This window comes from Streptomyces sp. NPDC031474, assembly GCF_055581185.1.
Map to the genome: position 1 here is coordinate 14,112 of NZ_JBVIJX010000010.1, position 19,115 is coordinate 33,226.

The 19,115-nt window shown below is 72.5% G+C and carries 24 protein-coding genes; 21 read left to right on the forward strand and 3 right to left on the reverse strand.

What is annotated here, in order from left to right:
• The first annotated feature begins 179 nt into the window (after positions 1–179).
• From ACZ5SK_RS21570 to ACZ5SK_RS21595, 6 genes are all read left to right on the forward strand, one after another.
• A complete protein-coding gene (locus ACZ5SK_RS21570; RefSeq protein WP_468576467.1) occupies positions 180–1,013 on the forward strand; it encodes a M55 family metallopeptidase in 834 nt (277 codons plus the stop codon).
• 68 nt (positions 1,014–1,081) lie between these two features.
• Entirely contained in the window at positions 1,082–2,386 is a 1,305-nt protein-coding gene (locus ACZ5SK_RS21575; protein WP_468576469.1) for a M20/M25/M40 family metallo-hydrolase, read from the forward strand.
• A 16-nt stretch (positions 2,387–2,402) separates the two neighbouring features.
• On the forward strand, positions 2,403–4,367 hold the full coding sequence (locus ACZ5SK_RS21580) for a S9 family peptidase (RefSeq protein WP_334575720.1): 1,965 nt from the start codon (positions 2,403–2,405) through the stop codon (positions 4,365–4,367).
• Positions 4,364–5,287: a S66 peptidase family protein gene (locus ACZ5SK_RS21585; protein WP_334575719.1), complete on the forward strand. Its 924-nt coding sequence runs from the start codon at positions 4,364–4,366 to the stop codon at positions 5,285–5,287. The genes ACZ5SK_RS21580 and ACZ5SK_RS21585 overlap by 4 nt, the downstream gene beginning before the upstream one ends.
• Positions 5,288–5,374: 87 nt before the next feature.
• The gene (locus tag ACZ5SK_RS21590) at positions 5,375–5,653 is read left to right on the forward strand and encodes a LapA family protein (protein ID WP_468576471.1); all 279 of its coding nucleotides are present in this window, start codon (positions 5,375–5,377) and stop codon (positions 5,651–5,653) included.
• Between the two features lie 21 nt (positions 5,654–5,674).
• Positions 5,675–6,235, forward strand: a complete 561-nt coding sequence (locus ACZ5SK_RS21595) for a GNAT family N-acetyltransferase (RefSeq protein WP_334575717.1) — start codon at positions 5,675–5,677, stop codon at positions 6,233–6,235.
• Here the strand turns inward: ACZ5SK_RS21595 and ACZ5SK_RS21600 are convergent.
• Positions 6,213–6,560, reverse strand: a complete 348-nt coding sequence (locus ACZ5SK_RS21600; RefSeq protein WP_334575715.1) for a DUF6204 family protein — start codon at positions 6,558–6,560, stop codon at positions 6,213–6,215. The genes ACZ5SK_RS21595 and ACZ5SK_RS21600 overlap by 23 nt on opposite strands.
• A 114-nt stretch (positions 6,561–6,674) precedes the next feature.
• On the reverse strand, positions 6,675–7,025 hold the full coding sequence (locus tag ACZ5SK_RS21605; RefSeq protein WP_079658591.1) for a VOC family protein: 351 nt from the start codon (positions 7,023–7,025) through the stop codon (positions 6,675–6,677).
• A gap of 145 nt (positions 7,026–7,170) precedes the next feature.
• Here ACZ5SK_RS21605 and ACZ5SK_RS21610 point away from each other — a divergent pair, with 145 nt between their 5' ends.
• The 15 genes from ACZ5SK_RS21610 (at position 7,171) to ACZ5SK_RS21680 (ending at position 18,878) form a co-directional block, all read left to right on the forward strand.
• Positions 7,171–7,644 carry a phage holin family protein gene (locus ACZ5SK_RS21610; protein WP_334575714.1) on the forward strand — a complete coding sequence of 158 codons (474 nt, stop codon included), beginning with the start codon at positions 7,171–7,173 and terminating at the stop codon, positions 7,642–7,644.
• A gap of 12 nt (positions 7,645–7,656) precedes the next feature.
• Entirely contained in the window at positions 7,657–8,685 is a 1,029-nt protein-coding gene (locus tag ACZ5SK_RS21615) for an SDR family oxidoreductase (protein WP_334581096.1), read from the forward strand.
• 187 nt (positions 8,686–8,872) lie between these two features.
• Positions 8,873–10,525, forward strand: a complete 1,653-nt coding sequence (locus ACZ5SK_RS21620) for an NAD(P)/FAD-dependent oxidoreductase (protein WP_468576473.1) — start codon at positions 8,873–8,875, stop codon at positions 10,523–10,525.
• Positions 10,526–10,529: 4 nt separating this feature from the next.
• Positions 10,530–12,377 (forward strand): transketolase, encoded by a 1,848-nt coding sequence (locus ACZ5SK_RS21625; RefSeq protein WP_361701842.1) that lies wholly within the window; start codon positions 10,530–10,532, stop codon positions 12,375–12,377.
• Positions 12,374–13,414, forward strand: a complete 1,041-nt coding sequence (locus ACZ5SK_RS21630; protein ID WP_334575710.1) for a DNA polymerase domain-containing protein — start codon at positions 12,374–12,376, stop codon at positions 13,412–13,414. Before ACZ5SK_RS21625 ends, ACZ5SK_RS21630 begins: the two co-directional genes overlap by 4 nt.
• Positions 13,415–13,459: 45 nt before the next feature.
• Positions 13,460–13,828: a gas vesicle protein GvpO gene (locus tag ACZ5SK_RS21635; RefSeq protein ID WP_334575708.1), complete on the forward strand. Its 369-nt coding sequence runs from the start codon at positions 13,460–13,462 to the stop codon at positions 13,826–13,828.
• 61 nt (positions 13,829–13,889) lie between these two features.
• Positions 13,890–14,327, forward strand: a complete 438-nt coding sequence (locus tag ACZ5SK_RS21640) for a gas vesicle structural protein GvpA (RefSeq protein WP_334575707.1) — start codon at positions 13,890–13,892, stop codon at positions 14,325–14,327.
• On the forward strand, positions 14,324–15,085 hold the full coding sequence (locus ACZ5SK_RS21645; RefSeq protein ID WP_334575706.1) for a GvpL/GvpF family gas vesicle protein: 762 nt from the start codon (positions 14,324–14,326) through the stop codon (positions 15,083–15,085). The genes ACZ5SK_RS21640 and ACZ5SK_RS21645 overlap by 4 nt, the downstream gene beginning before the upstream one ends.
• A gap of 7 nt (positions 15,086–15,092) precedes the next feature.
• Positions 15,093–15,356 (forward strand): gas vesicle protein GvpG, encoded by a 264-nt coding sequence (locus ACZ5SK_RS21650; RefSeq protein WP_334575705.1) that lies wholly within the window; start codon positions 15,093–15,095, stop codon positions 15,354–15,356.
• Entirely contained in the window at positions 15,353–16,117 is a 765-nt protein-coding gene (locus ACZ5SK_RS21655; RefSeq protein WP_334575703.1) for a DNA primase, read from the forward strand. The genes ACZ5SK_RS21650 and ACZ5SK_RS21655 overlap by 4 nt, the downstream gene beginning before the upstream one ends.
• Positions 16,114–17,241, forward strand: a complete 1,128-nt coding sequence (locus ACZ5SK_RS21660) for an SRPBCC family protein (RefSeq protein WP_334575702.1) — start codon at positions 16,114–16,116, stop codon at positions 17,239–17,241. The genes ACZ5SK_RS21655 and ACZ5SK_RS21660 overlap by 4 nt, the downstream gene beginning before the upstream one ends.
• Complete coding sequence (locus ACZ5SK_RS21665) at positions 17,238–17,609, forward strand: gas vesicle protein (RefSeq protein WP_334575701.1); 372 nt, start codon at positions 17,238–17,240, stop codon at positions 17,607–17,609. The genes ACZ5SK_RS21660 and ACZ5SK_RS21665 overlap by 4 nt, the downstream gene beginning before the upstream one ends.
• Positions 17,606–18,412, forward strand: a complete 807-nt coding sequence (locus ACZ5SK_RS21670) for a GvpL/GvpF family gas vesicle protein (protein ID WP_334575699.1) — start codon at positions 17,606–17,608, stop codon at positions 18,410–18,412. The genes ACZ5SK_RS21665 and ACZ5SK_RS21670 overlap by 4 nt, the downstream gene beginning before the upstream one ends.
• Positions 18,409–18,597 (forward strand): gas vesicle protein, encoded by a 189-nt coding sequence (locus ACZ5SK_RS21675; protein ID WP_079658578.1) that lies wholly within the window; start codon positions 18,409–18,411, stop codon positions 18,595–18,597. The genes ACZ5SK_RS21670 and ACZ5SK_RS21675 overlap by 4 nt, the downstream gene beginning before the upstream one ends.
• Positions 18,594–18,878 (forward strand): gas vesicle protein K, encoded by a 285-nt coding sequence (locus tag ACZ5SK_RS21680; protein ID WP_079658577.1) that lies wholly within the window; start codon positions 18,594–18,596, stop codon positions 18,876–18,878. Before ACZ5SK_RS21675 ends, ACZ5SK_RS21680 begins: the two co-directional genes overlap by 4 nt.
• A gap of 24 nt (positions 18,879–18,902) precedes the next feature.
• Here the strand turns inward: ACZ5SK_RS21680 and ACZ5SK_RS21685 are convergent, their stop codons facing one another.
• Entirely contained in the window at positions 18,903–19,073 is a 171-nt protein-coding gene (locus ACZ5SK_RS21685; RefSeq protein WP_055635143.1) for a hypothetical protein, read from the reverse strand.
• Between the last annotated feature and the right edge of the window lie 42 nt (positions 19,074–19,115).

Below are 19,115 nucleotides of genomic sequence, written 5' to 3' on the forward strand. Positions count from 1 at the left end.
GGCACACTCACTCCTTCACGGAAGCCGAACATTACCCCGGGGGGTATCTGACATCCACGGTAACAGAGATACCCCCCGGGGTATTTCCGGACCCAGGTAGCCGCCACACCCAGCTCCTGCGGCGCGATCCGTCGGACAGGCCCTAGGCTCGGGTACTCCTGGAGTGGACGGGGCCTGACGTGAAGATCCTCATCAGCGCCGACATGGAGGGCGCCACCGGTGTCACCTGGCCTGCCGACGTGCTGCCGGGCACCGCCGAATGGGAGCGGTGCCGGTCGATGTTCACCTCGGACGTCAACGCCGCGGCGCTGGGCTTCTTCGACGGCGGGGCGGACGAGGTCCTCGTCAACGAGGCCCACTGGACCATGCGCAACCTGCTCCTCGAACAGCTCGACGAGCGGGTGGAGCTGCTCACCGGCCGGCACAAGTCCCTCTCCATGGTGGAGGGCGTCCAGCACGGCGACGTCGACGGCATCGCGTTCGTCGGCTACCACGCGGGCGCCGGCATGGAGGGCGTCCTCGCCCACACCTACCTCGCCAACTCGATCACCGGCGTGTGGCTGAACGACGTACGGGCCAGCGAGGGTCTGCTCAACGCGCAGGTCGTCGCCGAGTACGGCGTGCCGGTCGTCCTGGTCACCGGCGACGACCTGGCCTGCGAGGACGCGCTCGGGTATGCGCCCGGCGCGCTGAAGGTCGCGGTGAAGGACCATGTCTCGCGGTACGCGGCCGTGTGCCGTACGCCGGCCCGCACCGCCGCCGGCATCCGGGCGGCGGCGAAGGAGGCGGCTCGGCTGGCGGTCCGTCAGGAACCGGTGAGAGGTGGGCCGTTCACCGTAGCGGTGGAGTTCGACGCCGAGCACCTCGCGATGACGGCCACCCTCGTGCCCGGTGTCGCCCGCATCGGCGAGCGGAAGGTCGCGTACACCAGCGCAACCATGTACGAGGGCATCCGTGCCTTCAAGGCGGTCACCACGATCGTCGCGGCCGCGATCGAGGAGCAGTATGGCTGAGCAGCACAGGCACAGGCACAGGCACAGGCGCGAGTACAGGCACGGGTACGGGCAGGAGCGGGAGCGGCATGGCTGACGTGCAGGCGCGGGACGAGGTCGTGCGGTTCACCTCCGATCTCATCCGTATCGACACCGCCAACCGGGGCGGCGGGGACTGCCGGGAGCGGCCCGCCGCCGAGTACGCGGCCGCGCTGCTCGCCGAGGCGGGCGTCGAGCCGACGCTGCTCGAACGCACCCCGGGACGCACCAACGTCGTCGCCCGGATCGGGGGCGCCGATCCGACCGCCGACGCGCTGCTGGTCCACGGCCATCTGGACGTCGTCCCCGCCGAGGCCGCCGACTGGAGCGTGCACCCGTTCTCCGGGGAGGTGCGCGACGGGGTCGTGTGGGGGCGCGGCGCCGTCGACATGAAGAACATGGACGCGATGATCCTGGCCGTGCTCAGGGGCTGGGCGCGGCAGGGCGTGCGGCCCCGGCGCGACCTCGTCATCGCCTTCACCGCCGACGAGGAGGCCACCGCCGAGGACGGCTCCGGGTTCCTCGCCGACCGCCATCCGGGGCTGTTCGAGGGCTGCACCGAGGCCATCGGCGAATCGGGCGCGTTCACCTTCCACGACGGCGCCGGACGCGAGATCTACCCCATCGCCGCGGGCGAGCGCGGCACCGCCTGGCTGAAGCTCACCGCGCGCGGGCGCGCCGGACACGGCTCCAAGGTCAACCGGGACAACGCGGTGACCCGGCTGGCCGCGGCCGTCGCCCGCATCGGCGGGCACCCATGGCCGCTCCGGCTCACCCCGACCGTCCGCGCCGCCCTCACCGAACTCGCCGCGCTGTACGGCATCGAGACCGACCTGCGCGACGTGGACGGTCTGCTGGAGAAGCTCGGCCCGGCCGCCGCCCTCGTCGAGGCCACCGTGCGCAACAGCGCCAACCCGACGATGCTGGACGCCGGTTACAAAATCAACGTGATCCCCGGCGAGGCCGTCGCGTTCGTCGACGGCCGGTATCTCGCGGGCGCCGAGGACGAGTTCCGCGCGGCCATCGACGAACTCACCGGCCCGGACGTCGACTGGGAGTTCCAGCACCGCGAAGTCGCCCTCCAGACACCGGTCGACGCGCCGGTCTTCGCCCGGATGCGCGCCGCCGTCGAGGAGTTCGCACCCGAGGGGCACGTGGTGCCGTACTGCATGTCCGGCGGCACGGACGCCAAGCAGTTCTCGCGGCTCGGCATCACCGGCTACGGCTTCGCACCGCTGAAGCTCCCGCAGGGCTTCGACCACCAGGCCCTCTTCCACGGGGTCGACGAACGGGTTCCGGTCGAGGCGCTGCACTTCGGCGTCCACGTCCTCGACCGGTTCCTGCGGACGGCCTAGGCGAGCGGGGGAGAACGTGCAGGTCCTGCCCTACGGTTCCTGGCCCTCGCCCATCGACGCGACCCTCGCGGCCACCCACGACGGGCGTCCCGAGTACGTCGGTTTCGTCGGCGACGAGGTGTGGTGGACCGCGCCCCGGCCGACCGAGAACGGCCGCCGCACCCTCGTCCGGCGACGCGCGGACGGCACGGAGGAGTCCGTCCTGCCCGCACCCTGGAACGTCCGCAGCCGGGTCGTCGAGTACGGCGGACAACCCTGGGCCGGCACCGTACGGGACGGCCGACCCCTCGTGGTGTTCGTGCACTTCGCCGACCAGCGGCTGTACGCGTACGAGCCCGGCCCCGGCGCCGAGCCGCGCCCGCTCACTCCCGTCTCCGGCGTGGGCGGCGGACTGCGCTGGGCGGAGCCGCAGTTGCTGCTGGAGCGGCGTGAAGTGTGGTGCGTACTGGAGGAATTCACCGGCGACGGCCCCACCGACGTCCGCCGCGTCCTGGCGGCCGTACCACTGGACGGCTCGGCCGCGCACGACCGCGGCGCCGTACGCGAACTCACCGACGACAGCCGCCGGTTCGTCACCGGAGCCCGCCTCTCGCCCGACGGCCGCAGGGCCGCCTGGCTGGCCTGGGACCATCCGCGGATGCCGTGGGAGGGAACGGAGGTGGTCGTCGCCGACGTCACGGGCGACGGCGTGCTCAGCGATGCCCGGGTGGTGGCCGGCGGGCCGCAGGAGTCGATCGCGCAGGTCGACTGGTTGCGGTCGGCGGAGGACTGCCTGCTGTATGTGAGCGACCGCAGCGGCTGGTGGAACCTGTACCGCGACCACGAACCGGTCTGCCCGCGCGAGGAGGAGTTCGGCGGGGCCCTGTGGAAGCTCGGACACCGCTGGTTCGCGCCGTTGGACAGCGGGCTCGTCGCCGTCGTGCACGGCCGGGGGGTCACCGCCCTCGGGATCCTCGACCCGCTGACGGGGGAGCTCATCGACGCGGCGGGGCCGTGGACGGAGTTCGCCTCGACCCTCGCCGTGCACGCCGAACGCGTCGTCGCCGTCGCGGCCAGTCCGCGCTCCGCGTACGAAGTGGTGGAGCTGGACGCCCGGACCGGCCGGGCCCGGGTGATCGGCGCCGCGCACGACGACGCCGTGGACCCGGCCCACTACCCCGAGCCCCGGATCCGCACCTTCGCCGGACCCGACGGCCGTGACATCCACGCGCACGTCTATCCGCCCCACCACCCCGCACTCGTCGCCCCCGGCCACGAACTGCCGCCGTACGTCATCTGGGCCCATGGCGGGCCCACCGATCGCTCGCCGCTCGTGCTGGACCTGGAGATCGCCTACTTCACCTCGCGGGGCATCGGGGTCGCCGAGGTCGACTACGGAGGTTCGACCGGGTACGGGAGGGCCTACCGGGAGCGGCTGCGCGAGCAGTGGGGCGTGGTCGACGTCGAGGACTGCGCGGCGGTCGCGCTGGCCCTGGCCGACGAGGGCACCGCCGACCGCGACCGGCTGGCGATCCGCGGCGGCAGCGCCGGCGGTTGGACCGCCGCCGCCTCGCTGAGCGGCACCGACGTCTACGCCTGCGGCACGATTCTCTTCCCCGTGCTGGACCTGGTGGGCTGGGCGACGGGGGAGACGCACGACCTCGAGTCGCATTACGTGGACAGCCTCGTCGGACCTCTCGCCGAGGTGCCCGCCCGGTACGCGCAGCGCTCGCCCGTCGAGCACGCCGACCGGATCACGGTGCCGTTCCTGCTGCTGCAGGGCCTGGACGACGTGATCTGCCCGCCCGCCCAGTGCGAACGGTTCCTGGCCCGGCTGGCGGGGCGGTCGGCGCCGCACGCGTACCTCGCGTTCGAGGGGGAGGGGCACGGGTTCCGGCAGGCGGCGACGATGGTGCGCGCCCTGGAGGCCGAGCTCTCGCTGTACGCTCAGGTGTTCGGGCTGCGTCCGCCCGGTGTCCCGAGGTTGGAGCTCGTGCAGTGAAGGAACTCGTGCGGCCGTCGCGGCTCGCCGCGGGCGCCCGGGTCGCGGTCGTCGCGCCCAGCGGACCCGTGGCGGAGGAGCGGCTCCAGGCCGGTCTCGACCTGCTGCGCGGCTGGGACCTCGACCCGGTGGTCGCCCCCCATGTGCTGGAGCGGCACGACCGGCTGCCCTACCTCGCGGGCGCCGACGCCGACCGGGCCGCCGACCTCCAGCGGGCCTGGTGCGACCCGACCGTCGACGCCGTGCTGTGCGCACGCGGCGGCTACGGCGCCCAGCGTGTCGTCGACCTGCTCGACTGGGACGCGATGCGGGCGGCCGGACCGAAGGTGTTCGTCGGCTTCAGCGACGCCACCACGCTGCACGAGGCCTTCGCCGTGCGCCTCGGGCTGGTCACGCTGTACGGGCCGGTGGCCGCGGGCGTCGACTTCATCAAGAACGCCCGCGCGCAGGACCACCTCAAGGCGACCCTGTTCGCCCCGGAGACCGTCCGCACGCTCGCCTCCACCGATACCGCCCTCGCCCCGGGCCGGGCACGGGGCATCACCCTGGGCGGCTGTCTGGCGCTGCTGGCCACCGGCCACGGCACCCCGCACACCCACGCCGGCGCCCGCGGCGGACTGCTGCTGATCGAGGACGTCGGGGAGTCGCCGTACGCGGTGGACCGGGCCCTGACCCAACTCCTGCGCACCGGCTGGCTGGACGGCGTCGCGGGCGTCGCGCTCGGCTCCTGGGACAGGTGCGGCCCGTACGAGAAGCTGCGGCCGGTCCTCGCCGACCGGCTCGGCGGCCTCGGCGTCCCCGTGGTCGAGGAGCTCGGATTCGGGCACTGCGAGGGAGCGGTGACCGTGCCCTTCGGCGTGGCCGCCGCCCTCGACGCGGACGCGGGCACCCTCACCCTCGACGCGCCCGCCCTGCGCTGACCTCCCGCCCCGCGGCGCGCGGGCACGCCTCACCCGGAGCGCCTGTCTCACCGTGCGTGACCAGGGCTTCGGGCCCACCCTGGTGGCATGAGCCCGAAAACCTCGAAGACGTCGAAGACCTCCGAGACCTCCGAGCGCGACGTGAAGGGCGGTGGCAGGGCCGGGGCGCTGACGCCCGCCCGGGTCGCCGTCCTGGTGCTCGCCGTCCTCGCCCTGATCTTCATCTTCGAGAACACCCGCGCCACGAAGATCCGACTGCTGATTTCCGAGGTGACGATGCCGCTGTGGGCGGCCCTGCTCGCGACGGGGCTCATCGGCGCGCTGTGCGGGGCGTATGTCGCGTATTCCAGGACCCGGCGGAGGTGACCGGCGTCGTAGGCTGATCCGATGCCGCACACCGCATCCCGCTACCTCGCCGAGGGCCCCCGCACCGGTATACGCCACTTCACCTACGAGGACGGGCCGGAGTTCACCGCCCGGGTGCGGGAGAGCAAGGACCTGCACCATCCGTGGCTGTTCCCGCCGGCCACCGCCGACGCGTACACGGCGTACGCGGGCCGGCTGATAGAGGACCGGTCGAAGGCCGGGTTCCTCGTGTGCACCCGGGAGGACGGGGCCGTCGCCGGGTTCGTGAACATCAACAACATCGTCGAGGGCGGCTTCCAGTGCGGTGCGCTGGGCTACGGCGTCTTCGCGCACGCGGCCGGGCGCGGGCTGATGCGCGAGGCGCTCGGCCTCGTGGTGCGCTACGCCTTCGGCCCGTTGCGGCTGCACCGGCTGGAGATCAACGTGCAGCCCGGGAACGCCGCGTCGATCGCCCTCGCCCGGGCCTGCGGCTTCCGGTTGGAGGGCTTCTCCCCGAAGATGATCTACATCGACGGGGAGTGGCGCGACCACGAGCGCTGGGCGATCACCGCGGAGACGGTCAACGGCGGGACGCGGGCTTGAAGTTGATCTTCATGGTGTCGAGGTCCGTGACCGTCGACCGCAGGCCGGCGAAGCCGTAGCCGAGCTCCCGCAGCGTCGTCTCGGCGCGCTCCTCGGCGAACGCGCCCGCCAGTTCCTCCCCGTCCGCCGCGTCCGACACCACCACGTACCGCATCGAGAAGTGCTTCAGCGGCGACGACTCGTACGACAGCGAGCCCTCCTCGGTGAACCGCATGCTCGTCAGCCCGTGGCCGTCGGCCTCGGCGAGCAGCCGGGTACGGGCCGCCTCGGTGAGACCGTCCCACGTGCCACGGACGATCACCCGATACGTGTGCTGCTCACTCACTGTCACTCACTCACTGTCGGTCTTGCGCGCCCGGTCGGTCGGGCGCGCGCGGGGCGTCGAACGCCCGACTCTACGACCGGGAAACGGCGCCGCACACGGATTTTTCGCCCGGCCCTAATGCCCGCGCCGGTCCGCGTACTCGTACACCGCGCCGTCCGGGTGGCGGACGATCAGGTTGCGGCCCACCGGCGTCGGCACCGGGCCTGCCAGGACGTCCGCGCCCAGCTCGGTGAGGGTCTTGTGCACCTCGTCGACGTCCGTCACGGCGATCGTCGCGGCCACCTTGCGCAGCACCTCCAGCTCGGCCGGGGGGCCGCTCATCAGCAGGAAGCAGCCGACGGCGGCCACCTGCACCCCGCCCCGCTCGAAGCGGAGAGCGTCGGTCCCCGCCAGCCGCTCGTAGAAGGAGACCGCGGCCTCCAGGTCGTCGACACAGACACGCAGCGTTGCTCCCAGAATGTCCATGCGGACGAGCCTAGTTGGGGCGGCCGCGGCCGGGTGATCCCTTCACCCGATCCTCTCCGCGTCCCCTCGCCGTTTCCCGCCGCTTCCCGCCGTGGTGCGCCGGCCGCCGGCGTTATGCCTCGGTGACGGCGGGTACCCGGCGGCCATGGAGCGCATCGATCACCTGGAGCATCTGGACAAGCATCTGGTCGACGAACTGGCGCAGGTGGCGCGCGAGACGATCCGCGACGAACTGCGCGAGCAGTCCCGCAAGCAGCGCCGTAAGGCCACGCTGTACGCCGCGTCCGGCGCCGTCGCCCTCTACGCGGGCGCGGCCGTCGCACTCGCGGTCGGCCTGGCCCTCGACGTGGGCCTGCCGGGCTGGGCCGCGGCGCTGATCACCGCCGCGATCCTCGGCGCCGTGGCGTACCTGCTGCGGGGTGCCGCCCAGCCCCACACGACGCGGCCCAGGAGCCACGGGCGGGTCATCGGCGGCACGCCGCCGGCCGGGCCGCCCGGCGGTACCGGGACGGCGTACCCGCCGATGCCGCCGACCGCCCCCGGCACCGGAGTGCCGGCGCCGGGCGAGGCGCCGCGCCTGGACGACATCGACCCCGAGAACCCGCACCACCGGGGGTGACACGCGGTGAGGATCCGTCGAGGAGCGGGCAGGGCCGTCGTGGTGACCGGAGCCAGCGGGGGCGTGGGCCGCGCCACGGCCGTGGCCTTCGCCGCCCGCGGCGACCGGGTCGCCCTCCTGGCGCGGGGCCGCGAGGGCCTCGCCGCCGCGGCGGAGGACGTGCGGCGCGCCGGCGGTGAGGCGCTCGTCGTGAGCGTCGACACGGCCGACGCCAAGGCCGTCGAGGACGCGGCACAACAGGTCGTCGACGTGTTCGGCGGGATCGACGTCTGGGTCAACAACGCCTTCGCCGGCGTCTTCGCGCCGTTCACCGAGATCACCCCGGACGAGTTCCGCCGGGTCACCGAAGTGACCTATCTGGGCTTCGTGTTCGGCACCCGGGCGGCCCTGCGGCACATGCTGCCGCGGGGCCGCGGCACGATCGTGCAGGTCGGTTCGGCGCTCGCCTATCGCGGGGTGCCGCTGCAGTCGGCGTACTGCGGGGCCAAGCACGCGATCCAGGGGTTCAACGAGTCGCTGCGGTGCGAGCTGCTGCACGCGGGCAGCAAGGTCCGCACGACGATGGTGCAGCTGCCCGCGATGAACACACCGCAGTTCGAGTGGGTCCTGAACCGGATGCCCGGGCGGGCCCGGCCGGTCGCCCCGGTGTACCAGCCCGAGGTCGCCGCGCGGGCGATCGTGCACGCGGCCGGGCACGGCAGGCGGCGCGAGTACTGGGTGGGCGGGTCCACGGCGGCGACCCTGATCGCCAACGCGGTCGCACCCGGGCTGTTGGACCGGTATCTGGCGCGGACCGGCTTCGACGCCCAGCAGGACGCCGGCGGCCACGCAGGCGTGGGGAACCTGTGGGCCCCCGCCGACGGGCCCCATGGGCACGACTTCGGGCCGCACGGGCGTTTCGACGGGGAAGCGGCGGACCGCAGCGCGCAGGAGTGGGTCTCGCGCAACCGGGGCCGGATGGGGAAGGGGCTGCTGGCCGGGGCGCTGGGCGCCTCCATGGGCGCCGTCGGCGTCGGCCTGCGCCGTCGCGGCCGCCTCTGAGGCCGAGCCGCAGCCGTAGCCGCAGCCGCAGCCGCAGCCGTGGGCGTGGGCGGGGCCATCGCCGTAGCCGTGCAGGAGCGCCCGGACGGGAAACCGGCGCACGTTTGCCCGCCACAGCCAGGGGGACGCGGAAACCCTCGTACGACAACCGTCCGCACCACCGTCCGAACACCGTCGGAGGCGAACCGTGAGCCGACCCCGCATCGTGATCGTCGGAGCGGGCTTCGCCGGATACCGGGCGGCCCGCACCCTGGCCCGGTCGGCCCGGGGACGGGCCGACATCACCCTGCTCAACCCGACCGACTACTTCCTGTACCTGCCCCTGCTGCCCCAGGTGGCGGCGGGCATCCTCGAACCGCGTCGGGTCGCCGTGTCGCTGTCCGGCACCCTGCGCGACGTACGGCTCGTGCTGGGCGAGGCCGACCGCATCGACCTCGACGCGCGCGCCGTCCACTACAGCGACCCCGAGGGCGACACGGGCGTGCTCGGCTACGACCGGCTCGTGCTCGCCGCGGGCAGCGTCAACAAGCTGCTGCCCATCCCCGGGGTCGCCGAGCACGCGCACGGCTTCCGCGGCCTGCCCGAGGCGCTCTATCTGCGCGATCACCTCACCCGGCAGGTGGAGTTGGCCGCCTCCGGCGACAACGCGGGCGACTGCGTGGCGCGTTGCACGTTCGTCGTGGTCGGGGCGGGCTACACGGGCACCGAAGTCGCCGCGCAGGGCCTGCGGTTGACCGACGCCCTGGTGCGCGACCATCCGCTGCGCACGGGCATGAGGCCGCGCTGGCTGCTGCTCGACGTCGCCGAGCGCGTCCTGCCCGAACTGGACGAACGGCTCTCGCGCACCGCCGACCGGGTGCTGCGCGAACGGGGCGTCGAGGTGCGCATGGGGACCTCCGTGAAGGAGGCCACCGGCGAGGGGGTCCTGCTGACCGACGGCGAGTTCGTCGACACCCGCACGCTGGTGTGGTGCGTGGGCGTCCGGCCGGATCCGCTCGTGGAGTCGCTCGGACTGCCCCTGGAGCGTGGTCGGCTGCTCGTCGAGCCGACCCTGCAGGTGCCGGGCCGGCCCGAGGTGTTCGCCTGCGGTGACGCGGCCGCCGTACCGGATCTGGACAGGCCAGGGGAGTACGCGCCGATGACCGCGCAGCATGCGTGGCGACAGGGCAAGGCGGCCGGACAGAACGTCGCCGCCTCGTTCGGCGGGGGAGGCGGTCTGCGGCCGTACCGGCACAAGGACCTGGGGTTCGTCGTCGACCTGGGCGGGGCGCAGGCGGCCGCGAATCCGCTCGGCGTCCATCTGTCCGGTCCCGCGGCCGGGGCGGTGGCCCGCGGCTACCATCTCGCCGCGATGCCCGGCAACCGCGTCCGGGTGGCCGCCGACTGGCTGCTGGACGCCGTACTCCCGCGCCAGTCCGTCCAGTTGGGCCTCGTACGGTCCTGGTCGGTGCCGCTGGACACGGCGTCGCCCGAGCTGGCACGGGTACCGGGCGCCGCCAGGCGGGAAACGGTTTCCGGCCCCGGCGCGGCCGCTCCCGAGGACGTGAACGGCGCACCCGACGCCGAGACCGAGACCGACCATCAGACGATCACGTCCCCGACGCCCGAGGTGGCGAAGGAGGGGGCCGACCCCGAGATCGCCGGTGCGGCCCCGGGCGCGGGGCCCGACGCCGAGCCCGACGACCACCAGACCATCACCTCCCCGACGCCCGAGGTGGCCAAGGACGAGACCGCGGCCGAGCCCGCGAAGAACCAGCCCAGGCCCGCCAAGGATCATCCGGCGCCCGGGCCCGTCAAGCGCGGTGACGTCCGCGCGGATCGCGTAGAAGGAGACCAGTAGCCCGATGGACACCGCCGAACTCACCGAACTCGGACAGCAGTTGAGGGTGGACAGTGTGCGTGCCTCCGCCGCCGCGGGGTCCGGGCACCCGACGTCCTCGATGTCGGCCGCGGACCTGATGGCCGTACTGCTCGCCCACCACCTCCGCTACGACTTCGACCGACCGGCCCACCCCGGCAACGACCGCTTCGTCCTCTCCAAGGGCCACGCCTCCCCGTTGCTCTACTCCGCCTACAAGGCCGCCGGGGCCGTCGACGACGAGGAACTCCTCACCTTCCGCAAGCTCGGCAGCCGGCTCGAAGGGCACCCCACCCCGCAGCGGCTGCCCTGGGTCGAGACGGCCACCGGTTCGCTCGGGCAGGGGCTCCCGGTGGGCGTGGGCATCTCGCTGGCCGGGAAACGGCTGGACCGGGCCGACTACCGCGTATGGGTGCTGTGCGGGGACAGCGAGCTCGCCGAGGGCTCGGTGTGGGAGGCCGCCGAGCACGCGGGCCACGAGCACCTCGACAACCTCACGGCGATCGTGGACGTCAACCGGCTCGGCCAGCGCGGCCCCACCCGGCACGGCCACGACCTCGACGCCTACGCCCGCCGCTTCCAGGCCTTCGGCTGGCACACGGTCGAGATCGACGGGCACGACGTGGACGCGATCGACCGCGCGTACGGCGAGGCGATCTCCACCAAGGGCCAGCCCACCGCGATCCTCGCCCGCACGCTCAAGGGCAAGGGCGTCGAGTCCGTCCAGGATCGGGAGGGCCTGCACGGCAAGCCGCTGCCCCACGCCGACGAGGCGATCGAGGAGCTGGGCGGCCCCCGCGACCTGCGGGTCCAGGTGCACGCACCGGCCGAGACGCGCATGCTGCACTCCGTGCCCACCGGACACCTCGACCTGCCCAGGTGGGAGAAGGGCGAGGAGGCGGCGACGCGGGACGCCTACGGGCAGGCCCTCGCCGCCCTCGGCACCGCCCGCGGGGACGTCGTCGCCCTCGACGGCGAGGTGAGCGACTCCACCCGCGCCGAGGCCTTCGCCAAGGAGCATCCCGACCGCTTCTTCGAGTGCTACATCGCCGAACAGCAGCTCGTCGCCGCCGCGGTCGGCCTCGCCACGCGCGGCTGGGTGCCGTACGCGTCCACGTTCGCGGCCTTCCTGACCCGCGCCTACGACTTCGTCCGCATGGCCTCGATCAGCGGCGCGGGCATCAACCTGGTCGGCTCGCACGCCGGGGTCTCCATCGGGCAGGACGGGCCCTCGCAGATGGGTTTGGAGGACCTGGCGATGTTCCGGGCCGTGCACGGCTCGACCGTGCTGTACCCCTGCGACCCCAACCAGACGGCCCGGCTCGTCACCGCCATGGCCGGCCTGGACGGCGTCCGCTATCTGCGCACCTCGCGCGGCGCCGGACCGGTGATCTACGGGCCCGACGAGGAGTTCCCGGTCGGCGGCAGCAAGGTGCTGCGCTCCTCCGACCGGGACCGCATGACGATCGTCGCGGCCGGCGTCACCGTGCACGAGGCGCTGCGGGCCGCCGACGCGCTCGCCGGCGAAGGCATCGCCGTCCGGGTCGTCGACCTGTACTCGGTCAAGCCCGTCGACCGGGCCACGCTGCGCAGCGCCGCCGAGGAGACCGGGCTGCTGCTGAGCGTGGAGGACCACCATGAGCAGGGCGGACTCGGGGACGCCGTCCTCGACGCCTTCCTCGACGGGCGGCCGATGCCCCGGCTGGTGCGCCTGGCCGTGCGGACGATGCCCGGTTCGGCGAGCCCGGCCGAGCAGTTGCACGCCGCCGGCATCGACGCCGAGTCGATCGCCGCGTCCGCGAGGCTGCTGGTGGAACAGGCGATCGCGCCATGAGCAAGGGCGCAGGCGGCGGCAGCGGCGGCGAGGTGCGCACGGTGCGCGCCGGCCGCCGTACCGTCGAGGTGCACCGGCCGGACAAGGTGCTCTTCCCGGCCGGCGAGGACGCGAAGGAGTACACGAAGGGCGACCTCGTCGCGTACTACCGGTCGGTCGCCGCGTTCATGCTGCCGCAGCTGCGTGGCCGCCCGCTGATGCTGGAACGGCATCCGGAGGGGATCGACGGCCCCCGCTTCATGCAGAAGAACACCCCCGCGCACTATCCGGAGTGGATCACGCGGGTCGAGGTGGCCAAGGAGAACGGCACGGTGTGCCACACCGTCTGTGACGACTCCGCCACCCTCGCCTTCCTCGCCGACCAGGCCTGCCTCACCCTGCACCGCTGGCTGTCGCGGACGGGTCGGGTCGACCGCCCGGACCTGATGGTCTTCGACCTCGACCCGGCCGACGACGCCTCCTTCGCCGCCGTCCGGGAGGCCGCCGGATGGCTGGGCGAGCTGCTCCGCGAGCTGCGGCTGCCCTCCGCCCTGATGACGACCGGCTCGCGCGGACTGCACGTCGTCGTCCCCCTCGACGGCTCGCACCGCTCCGACGGCTCCCACAACTCTGACCGTTCCGGCGGCTCGGACGGCTCCGGCGGCTCGGACGGCTCCGGCAGCTCGGAGGGCCCCGGCTTCGAGGAGGTGCGCGGCTTCGCCCGGGACGCCGCCGAGTTCCTCGTCGCCGAACACCCCGACCGGCTGACCACGGCCGCCCGCATCAAGGACCGCGGCAACCGCCTCTACCTGGACGTACAGCGCAACGCCTACGCCCAGACCGCCGTAGCCCCCTTCACGGTGCGGGCCCGGCCCGGAGCGCCGGTCGCCACGCCGATCGCCTGGGAGCAACTCGACGATCCGGAGCTCGGCCCGCGCCGCTGGACCATCGCCGACGCCGTCGAGCAGGCCCGCACCCGGCCCTGGTCCGGGATGCCGGGCCGCGGGCGCGCCCTGGGCCCGGCGCGGCGCCGGCTCGACGCACTGCGCGGCTCGTGAAGGTTTGGCCAAGAGCCTTCAGGCCACCCGGAGGAAGAGGTGGCCATGGTGAACACAAAAAGCACGGAAAAGTCACGAGCTTCACATGAATCCCAGGATCCACGGAGCGAAGAAGGCGAGGGCGGCAACGTGACGGACGACCGGCCCGGCCCCATGGAGGTGCTGCGCCAGGCGCGCGCCCAGCTCGCGGAACTGACCGGCATGGCCGCCGAAAGCGTCTCGTCCTTCGAGCAGACGGAGGACGGCTGGTCCCTGGAGATCGAGGTCCTGGAACTCGCCCGCGTGCCCGACACGATGAGCCTGATGGCGAGCTACCAGGTCGAGCTCGATCCCGAGGGTCAGCTCACCGGCTATCGGCGCGTCCGCCGCTACGAGCGCGGGCGGGCCGACGCACACCGGTCGGGCGGCCGTTAGGCCGCCGGCCCGTTCCCTTCCGAGACGACCATTCAATCCGAGACAAGGAGGCGCGGTCGACATGACCGTTGTCCCGGCACAACAGACCGGCGGCGGAGGCGGCTCCAGCGGCCTTTACGACGTGCTGGAGCTCGTCCTAGACAGGGGTCTCGTCATCGACGCGTTCGTGCGGGTCTCCCTGGTCGGCATCGAGATCCTCAAGATCGACGTACGGGTCGTGGTGGCCAGCGTCGACACCTATCTCCGCTTCGCCGAGGCGTGCAACCGGCTCGACCTGGAGGCGGGGCCCCGCAAGAGCCCGGGCCTGCCCGACCTGGTCGGCGAGATCACCGAGTCCGGCGCGCGCGGCAAGTCCAAGGGCGCGCTGGCCGGCGCCGCGGAGACCGTCTCCGACGCCTTCAAACAGGCCCGTGAGGAGAGCTCGGCGGAGCGCGAGCGGGAGCCCAGGCAGCGTCCGCGCAAGAGCACCGCTTCGCGCCGGAAGGAGGAAGAGGAGTGAGTACGTACGTCTACGGCATCGTCGCGAGCTCGCACCCGGCCCTTCCCGACGGTCTGGCCGGCGTCGGCGACCCGCCGCTGCCGGTGCGCGTGCTGAAGGAGGGCGAGCTGGCGGCCATCGTCAGCGACGCCCCCGAAGGGCTGCGACCCAAGCGCAGGGAACTGCTCGCCCACCAGAACGTGCTCGCCGAGACCGGCGCGGCCGGCTGCGTGCTGCCCATGCGGTTCGGCAGCGTGGCGCCCGACGACAGCTCCGTCACCGGGGTCCTCGCCGAGCGCGCCGAGCACTACATCGAGCGGCTGGACGCCCTCGACGGCAAGGTCGAGTACAACGTCAAGGCCTCGCACGTCGAGGAGGCCGTCCTGCACCAGGTGATGGCCGACAGCCCCGAGCTGCGGGCGCTCGCCGAGGCCAACCGGCAGTCGGGCGGCGGCAGTTACGAGCAGCGGCTGCAGCTGGGCGAGATGGTGGCCGCCGCGGTCAAGGCCAAGGAGGCCGAGGACGCGGCCGATGTGCAGCACCACCTCACGCCGCTGGCCGCGGCCACCGCCCTGGGCCCCGAGTCCACGGGCTGGCTGGTCAACGTCTCGTTCCTGGTGGACCGGGACGCGGCGGCCGGTTTCCTGGAGGCCGCGGAGGAGCTGCGCAAGATTCGTCCGCACCTCGAAGTACGGGTCAACGGGCCGCTGCCGCCGTACAGCTTCGTCGAACCCGGTCCGGCGGATCCGGCCGCACCCGCGGATCCCGCCAGGGAGTAGGCGCGTGATGGGACTCATCTCAGAGGTGCTCCTGCTGCCGTTCGCCCCCGTGCGCGGCAGCGGCTGGGTGATCAGACAGGTGCTCCAGGAAGCCGAGCGGATCTACTACGACCCGGCCACGGTCCGGACCGAACTCGCCCGGCTGGAGGAGCGGTTGGAGGCCGGCGAGATCACCGAGGAGGAGTTCTCCCGGCAGGAGGACGAGCTTCTCGACCGGCTGGAGGTCGCGACGCGCAGGAGCGCGGGAACGGACGACGGGTGGGCAGGATGAACCGAGTGGGAATGGGCCTCGCGGTCGGGGCCGGGTACGTCCTCGGACGTACCAAGAAGATGAAGCTGGCCTTCGCCGTGGGCTCCCTGGTGGCCGGCAAGAAGCTGAACCTGACGCCGCGCGCGCTCGCCGACCTTGCCTCCCGGCAACTGCGGGACAACCCGCAGTTCAAGGAGATCGGGGACCAGCTGCGCGAGGACCTGCGCGGGGTCGGCAAGGCGGCCTCCGGGGCCATGGTCGAGCGGCAGATGGAGGCCCTCTCCGAGCGCCTGCACGGTCGCACCTCCGAGGTGCGTGACCAGCTCGCGGGCGTCCTGCCCGGCGCGTCGGGCGACGAGCGGGAGACGGACGAGGAGGACGAGGAGTACGACGACAACGAGGAGCCGCGGGACTCCGAGGACCCCGAAAACTCCGAGGACTCCGAGGACTATGAGGAGGCTCAGGACTCCCAGGACTCGGACTCCGAGGACTCCGAAGAGGAGGACGAGGAGGACGAGGCGCAGGGCCGGGCCGACGAGGCGCCGTCGAGGAAGCGGGCGGCGAAGAAGGCGCCGGCGAAGAAGACGGCCCGCAAGGCCCCGGCGAAGAAGGCTCCCGCGAAGAAGGCGGCCGCCCGGAAGGCTCCGGCCCGCAAGACGGCCGCGAAGAAGACCGCGTCGTCCGGGAAGTCGGCGGCGAGGACCGCGTCCAGGAGTTCTTCGGGACGCGCCTCGGGGTCCGCTTCCCGGGCCCGGCGGTCGAAGGGAGGCGATGACCGATGACCGACACCCTGGGATCCGCCAGGTCCGCGACGTCCGCGGCCACCGGCGCCGGCAAGGCGGTCGGCGGCAGCCCCTTGTCCGAGGTGGCCCACAGCGAGGCCGCCGACCGGCTCAAGGAGGAGGTGCAGGAGTATCTCGCCGCCCAGGCCCAACGCCTGCTGGTCGGAGTCGGCCACAAGCTCGGCGAGACCACGAGCAAGCTCAACGACATCGCCGAGGGCAACAGCCCCGGGTTCGCCAAACTCGCCCTGGACGGCGGCCGGAAGATCGCTGAGGGCAAGGGACCGGTCCGCACCGCCCTGGAGCTCGGCGCCTCGCGGGCCAAGGACAAGGTGACCGGCGCCCTGAAGAACCTCGGCGGCGGCAAGGGCAAGAAGAGCGCGGGCAAGAAGCCGACCGTGATCATGGAGACGATCGACGTCGGCGTGCCGCTGCGCACCGCCTACGACCAGTGGACGCAGTACCAGGACTTCAGCACCTTCGCCAAGGGCGTCAAGAGCGCGAACCGCGCCGACGACACCACCAGCGACTGGCAGGCGAAGGTCTTCTGGTCCAACCGCAGCTGGAAGGCGAAGACCACCGAACAGGTGCCGGACGACCGGATCGCCTGGACGTCGGAGGGCGCGAAGGGCACGACGAAGGGCGTCGTCTCCTTCCACGAACTCGCCGAGAACCTCACCCGGATCCTGCTGGTCATCGAGTACTACCCGACGGGTCTGTTCGAGAAGACCGGCAACATCTGGCGTGCCCAGGGCCGCCGCGCCCGACTCGACCTGAAGAACTTCGCCCGCTTCATCACCATCAAGGGGGAGGCGCAGGACAGCTGGCGCGGCGAGATCCGCGACGGCGAGGTCGTCACCTCCCACGAGGACGCGGTCGCCGAGGAAGAGGACCGGGAGGACGATGAGGAGTACGAGGAGGACGCCCCGTACGCCGAGGACGAGACCGACGAGACCGGCGAGGCCGGCGAGGCCGACGACGAGGACGAGGAGTACGACGAGGACGAGGAGCCCGCGCAGGACGAGGGCCGCGGGCCGCAGGAGGCCGAGGACGAGTACGAGGAGTACGACGAGGAGGAGCCCGAGGACGAGGAGCAGTACGAGGAAAGCAGGAGCCGTCGATGAGCATGCCGAGCCGGCTTCCGGAGCCGTACGGACAGGGCAGCGGGGCCAACCTCGCCGACATCCTGGAACGCGTGCTCGACAAGGGCATCGTGATCGCCGGCGACATCCGGATCAACCTGCTCGACATCGAGCTGCTCACCGTCAAGCTCCGCCTCATCGTGGCCTCCGTCGACAAGGCGAAGGAGATGGGCATCGACTGGTGGGAGGACGACCCGGCCCTGTCCTCCGGCGCCCGGCGCAACGAACTCGCCCGGGAGAACGCCGAGTTGCGGGAGCGACTGGCGCGGCTGGAGGAACTGGAGCCGGGCCGCGCCCGGGAGGAGGCGCCGAAGAGCACCCGTAGGAACGTCCGAGAGGAGTCCCCGTGACCGGACTGCGCTACGTGTACGCCGTCTGCCGTCCCCTCGGCGCGCCGCTCCAGGCCGATCTGTCGGGTGTGGCGGGCGATCCGCCCAGGCTGCTCACCCACCACGGTCTGATCGCCGTGGTCAGCCATGTGCCGGAGCGGGACTTCGCGGAGGAGCCGCTCCGCCGCCATCTGGAGGACCTGGACTGGCTCACCGAGACCGCCCGCGCCCACCAGCAGGTGATCGACGCCCTCACCGCCGTCACCACGCCGCTGCCGCTCCGGCTCGCCACCGTGTTCCGGGACGACAGTGGCGTCCGCGTGATGATGGAGGAGCGCGAGGACGACTTCCGGCGCACCCTGGAGCGGCTCGCGGGACGGGTCGAGTGGGGTGTGAAGGTGTACGTCGAGCCTGAGGTGCGGGAGGCCGAGCCCACGACGGCCAAGCCCGCCTCGGGCCGCGACTACCTGATGCAGCGGCGTACGAGGGCCCGGGCGCACGAGGACACCTGGCAGCGTGCCGAGCGATTCGCCGGACGCCTGCACGCGACCCTGTCCGCGCACGCGGACGACGCCCGCCTGCATCCCCCGCAGAATCCCGCCCTGTCGAAGGTCTCGGGACCGAATGTGCTGAACGCCGCCTATCTCGTGCCGCGCGCCGAATCCGAGGAATTCGTGGAAATCGTGGATCGCACCAAGGGCGAGGAATCCGGAATGCGGGTGGAACTCACCGGACCGTGGGCCGCCTATTCCTTTGTGGAGTCCGCGGGGAATGCGGAGTCCGCAGGGGAGACCGGGGCGGGGCGGCCGGGGGAGGGGACATGACCGTCGTGGAGCGCCGTGAGGTCGCCCTCGTCGACCTGCTCGACCGGCTGCTGGCCGGCGGGGTCGTCGTCACGGGGGACATCACCCTGCGCATCGCGGACGTCGATCTCGTCCGCATCGACCTGAACGCGCTGATCAGCTCGGTGAACGAACAAGTTCCTTCGCCGTGGGGGGAGCTGCTGTGACCGACCGACGCAGGCGTCTCGACCTCGAGCCCGACACCGTCGAGCGTGACCTGGTGAAACTCGTCCTGACCGTGGTGGAGCTGCTGCGCCAGCTGATGGAACGGCAGGCGCTGCGCCGCTTCGACACGGGTGATCTGAGCGAGGAGCAGGAGGAGCGCATCGGGCTCACCCTGATGCTGCTCGACGACCGCATGGCCGAGCTGCGCGACCGCTACGGACTGCGGCCCGAGGACCTGAATCTGGACCTCGGGCCGCTCGGACCGCTGCTTCCCCGGGAATGACGCTTCGAAAAGCCCCGGATCAGCTCACCACCTGTACCAGCGTCCCCTGCCTCCCGCCGCTGAGGTCCCGCGGAAGAGGAATCCCAGCAGCCAGACGACGAGAACCGCGAGTGCGATCCACCACAGCAACTTCACTGCGAATCCGGCACCGAAAAGCAGTAGCACCAGCAGCAGTACCAGCAAGATGGGAACCATAGTGTGAACCTCCTGGATTCCGGGTTTCCCGGAATCCAGGAT